This window comes from Rhizobium sp. P1_E1 (assembly GCF_056406015.1).
The window spans coordinates 1-4,460 of sequence record NZ_JBFUAY010000303.1 but is presented as its reverse complement, the minus strand read 5'-3'; the positions used below and the strand labels follow the sequence as shown (position 1 = coordinate 4,460).

The window sequence follows — 4,460 nt, the reverse complement described above, 5'->3', positions numbered from 1 at the left end:
GCCAACGTCCCGGCCTGGACGACAGGATCGGCGAGCACTCCGGACCATGTGGGATTATCAAGCATCGACTGTCCACTCGCCAGAGCATGATGCTGAAAAGTGTGAGCGGTTTTCGGACGACATCATGCCTCACTCTTGAATTCTAATGATCGCTTCGCCGCATCCTGACTTCCAATCCGACTGCGAGGCAACCGCAAAATAGCGCCAGCATCCAGAGCGTCAGAAGCGGACAGCTGACGGATCCGGGTCACCAGCGACCATCCGAGCCGCCGTTCCGCGTGGCGCTGACGATCAATCTCATGTTTGTGGCTGCGGCGTCACAAGTTCTGGAGTGCTTACAGCGCCGCACGTCTTCTAAGACACGCGGCGCTGCAACACTTTCAATCCTCGCACGTGCTTTCCGAAAATCGATTCCGATCTGCGGGGCGCCGCTGCGCTTAGGTGCGCGGCTTCAGATTTTCTGGGTCATAGATCGGCTTGTACCCGACGCCGACAACCTCGACCGGATAGCTCTCGGAAAAATACTCGACATTCAGGCGGCGTCCGACCTGGCAATGCGACCAAGGTAGATAGGCCAAGGCAATGTTCTTTCCGACCGTTGGGCCGTAGGCGATCGAGGTGGTGTAGGACCGGCGGCCAAGCTCGTCGACCAGAACCTCTCCCGTCGCCGGATCGACAACCGGCAGGTTGCCGAGGGGATAACGCTTCACGCCCGATTTGTCGGTATTCTCCGTCATCACAAGTGTGAAAAGCATGGCCGGCTGGTGCTCGCGTGCCTTGTATTCCAGATGTTTCGCCTTGCCGCGGAAATCGGCCTCCTTGACCTTCGGACGGGCGAGATCGGCTTCGATCAGGTTGTACTGGGTCAGGAGGTCGGCGTTCTGCAGGCGGAGGCTCTTTTCCATGCGGCGCGAGTTTGCGTAGGTTTCGACGCCGAAGGCCATCACACCGGTCGAGCGTAGCGCATCCCAGACGGCGAGGCCGTCTTCGTACTTCATGTGCAGTTCCCAGCCCTGCTCGCCGACATACGAGATGCGGAAGGCGGTGACAGGCTTGCCTGCAATTTCGATCGGTTTGATCGCCGCAAAGGCGAAGTTTTCCTGATCTAGCCCGGCCGGATCGGCCACAGCCCTCTTCAGCGTGTCGCGCGCGTTCGGACCCCAGATGCCGATCGTCACGAATTTTTCCGAGACGTCTGTGATGATCACGTCAAGGCCGCGGTCTTCGGCGACGCGCTTCATATAGTGCAGGTCGCGCGGGCCGGCATCGGCGCCGTTGACGAGACGGCACCGGTCGGCCATGCGGAAGACGGTGAAGTCGGCGCGCACCATGCCTTCGTCGTCGAGGAAGTGGGTATAAATGCCCTTGCCAATGTTGGCATCGCCGCCGACCTTGGCGGCGCACAGCCATTCCATCAGTTCGACATGGTCGGGACCCTCGATGTCGACCATGTGGAAGTGGCTGAGATTGACGATGCCGCAATCCTCGCTCATCGCCAGATGCTCGGCATTCGACACGCGCCAGAAATGGCGGTTGTCCCATTCGTTCTCGCGAACCGGGACGCGGTCGGCGTATTTCTCCAGAAGGTGCTCGTTGGCGGCGTAGCCGTGCGCACGCTCCCAGCCGCCAAGTTCCATGAAGTAGCCGCCAAGCTCCTTTTCGCGCTCGTAGAAGGGCGAGCGCTTGGCGTTGCGGCCGGATGCATAGGGTTCGCGGGTGTGAACGGCCGGGAAATAGATCTTCTGGGCGGCTTCATAGCAGCGGCCCTCGATGAACTCTTCCGTCAACTGATGCGGATAGAAGCGGGCGTAGTCGATGCTGTTGTGATCGATTTCAGTCCGGCCATCGGTCATCCAGTCGGCGATCAGCTTGCCATAGCCTGGGCCGTCCTTGACCCAGATGGCAACGCAATACCAGAGACCGCGCACCTTCTGGCTCTCGCCGCAGGATGCGCCGCCGGCGGCGGAAACTTGCAGCAGGCCGTTGAAGGAGTGACCTTCGTTATAGCCGAGTTCGCCGAGGATCGGCGTCAGTTCCATGGCGCGCTCGAGCGGCTCGATGATCTGTTCCATCTCGAGATCACGCTGCGAGGGCGAAAGTCGCGCTTCGTGTTTTTCGAGAAGATCGCGCGGGTGGCACATGCGCGGATTGGTGGCTTCGTAATAGCCCCACTCGATCTGACCGCCCTCCGTCGTCGCCGGGTCGCCGGTATCGCGCATATAGGCGGAGTTGCCCTGGTCGCGCAGCAGCGGGAAGCCAATTTCCTTGCTGGTGCCTTCAAATTCATTATACGGACCGAAGAAGGTGAGCGGGTGGTCGACCGGCATGACCGGCAGGTCTTCGCCGACCATCTCCGCGATCAGGCGCCCCCAGAGGCCGGCACAGACGATGACGTGGTCGGCCATGATGGTGCCGCGATGGGTGACGACGCCCTTGATGCGGCCGCCTTCGACGATCAGCGACTTCGCCGGCGTGTTGCCGAACACCTGCAGCTTGCCTGCCTTTTCGGCGGCATCGACCAGCTTGCCGGCAACGGTCTGCGAGCGCGGAATGACCAGGCCGGCATCCGGATCGTAAAGGCCGCCCATCACCTGATCTTCCTCAATCAGCGGGAACTTCTCCTTGATCTCGAAAGGGCTGACATAATGAGCGCGCGTGCCGAAAGCGCGTGCCGAGGAAAGCTTGCGCTTGATTTCCTCCATCCAGGTATCGTCGCCGGTGCGCGCCACTTCGAGGCCGCCGATGCGGGCGTAATGGCCCATCTTCTCGTAGAAATCGATCGAATATTGCGTGGTCCAGACCGACAGATAGTCATGGCTCGTGGTGTAACAGAAGTCCGAGGCATGGGCTGTCGAACCGATATCGGTCGGTATGCCCGACTTATCGATGCCGACGATATCGTCCCATCCCCGCTCGACGAGATGATGCGCGATGGAGGCGCCGACGATGCCGCCGAGCCCGATGATGACGACCTTCGCCTTTTCCGGAAATGCTGCCACGTGCTGTTCCTTCTACTTATCGCACGAATAAAAATTACCTAGCCGCGCTTGACGTACGCTTCGCGCGCGCGATGCAGGAGCCATGTCAACAGCGTAAGGAGTGTCACATTTGCCGAAGCTGCGGAACCCCCAGACCGCTCCGCATGGAAGCTGCGATGAGGGTATTATGCATAAGGCTCATGATCGTCATTGGTCCTACGCCGCCTAGTACCGGCGTAATTGCGCCAGTCCGGATCGAGGCGGCGAGGCAACCGCAAAACAGCGCAGGCACTGCTGCGATCCATCCCGCATCGAACGGTCAGGCAATGCGTGGCTAAGATCGGATATGGGCGAGCCCTTGCAGCCGGCCTGTCCGCTCGCACGCCCGGGGATCACGGCGCTGAAATCGCCGCAAGCCGATCGATGTCCACCAGCACGATGTCTTCGGAAACAGGCTCGCGATTGTGCAAGCGGAACCATTCTGCCGCTTCCCGCACGCGGTCACCATGGGGCGGCGGATAGGCGCCGAGCCCGAGGACCCATTCCCGCACGGTTTCGCGCTCCATCCGCCCGGCCCGGTATCGATCGCAGACGGTTTTCGCAGACGCGACTAGATCATTGATGCTTTTCACAAATATCCCTCAATGCACGGATGGCTCTTCATCTTCGAGAAACGATCGAATGCCGTCGCGGGCAACGACGGCCAGGAATTCGTCGAAGGCATCGCGGTCCGTCGCAAATGGCTCGTCCCAGCGGATCAGATCCTCCGCCTGCGTGACCACCTCCATCGTCCAGTCTTCATTGCTGCCGGATGTGCGGAAGATATCGACGAGCACGGTGATCCCKTCGTCGGTGAATTCTCCCGCCAGTTCGGAGTGTTCGAGCTTCTCTTTCTTTGCCATCATTCAGCCACCTGCACCGGGCGGTGCGTCGTTTTTGAGATATTCTTCATATTGAACCGTCTCGGTTTCATTCGTGTCGATCGACGCATCCGCGCGTTTTGCCAGGCGAACGCCTGCACCCCCACCATTTTCAGGGATGAACACAACCCCGCCGCCTTCCAGGGCGTGCTTCACATCCTGAAGGGTTCGTTCGTAGGGAGAGCGCTTTCCAGCCTCGAAATTGGCAATCGTCGCTTTGGCGACTTTCGACGCTGATGAGAGATCGTCCTGAGACCATGCCAAAAGGGCGCGAGCAGCGCGGCATTGAGCAGAAGATAGGCACAAAACAATAACCTTGCATCAAAAGTGTGATTCTGCCTCGGATAGATTATATAAAAAATGTAATCTCGAGACAAGAGATGACGAGAAAGCGCATGACGGAATAGGGCGTTTTGAACCATTTTACATTCGCCTTTCCGAGAATTCCGATCTCCCTGGATTAGTCTGCCTATTCCATTCTTAGACCACTAATACTCGACGCTCATCTGGCGAAGGGGAAGATTGATTGACTGAATATTATTACAGTCTAATTTAGATCGTG

The 4,460-nt window shown here is 59.0% G+C and carries 5 protein-coding genes; all 5 read right to left on the bottom strand.

Going from position 1 to position 4,460, the window contains the following annotated elements; genetic code table 11:
• Window positions 1–437: 437 nt before the first annotated feature.
• The 5 genes from AC1D1Z_RS34475 to AC1D1Z_RS34455 all read right to left on the bottom strand — a co-directional run bounded on the left by AC1D1Z_RS34475 (window position 438) and on the right by AC1D1Z_RS34455 (window position 4,204).
• Window positions 438–2,999 carry a GcvT family protein gene (locus AC1D1Z_RS34475; RefSeq protein WP_477853277.1) on the bottom strand — a complete coding sequence of 854 codons (2,562 nt, stop codon included), beginning with the start codon at window positions 2,997–2,999 and terminating at the stop codon, window positions 438–440.
• A gap of 103 nt (window positions 3,000–3,102) precedes the next feature.
• Window positions 3,103–3,270, bottom strand: a complete 168-nt coding sequence (locus tag AC1D1Z_RS34470; RefSeq protein ID WP_454284992.1) for a hypothetical protein — start codon at window positions 3,268–3,270, stop codon at window positions 3,103–3,105.
• Between the two features lie 100 nt (window positions 3,271–3,370).
• A complete protein-coding gene (locus tag AC1D1Z_RS34465; RefSeq protein ID WP_018246367.1) occupies window positions 3,371–3,610 on the bottom strand; it encodes a hypothetical protein in 240 nt (79 codons plus the stop codon).
• Between the two features lie 9 nt (window positions 3,611–3,619).
• Window positions 3,620–3,880: a hypothetical protein gene (locus tag AC1D1Z_RS34460; RefSeq protein WP_477853274.1), complete on the bottom strand. Its 261-nt coding sequence runs from the start codon at window positions 3,878–3,880 to the stop codon at window positions 3,620–3,622.
• Window positions 3,881–3,883: 3 nt separating this feature from the next.
• Entirely contained in the window at window positions 3,884–4,204 is a 321-nt protein-coding gene (locus AC1D1Z_RS34455) for a helix-turn-helix domain-containing protein (RefSeq protein WP_018246368.1), read from the bottom strand.
• Between the last annotated feature and the right edge of the window lie 256 nt (window positions 4,205–4,460).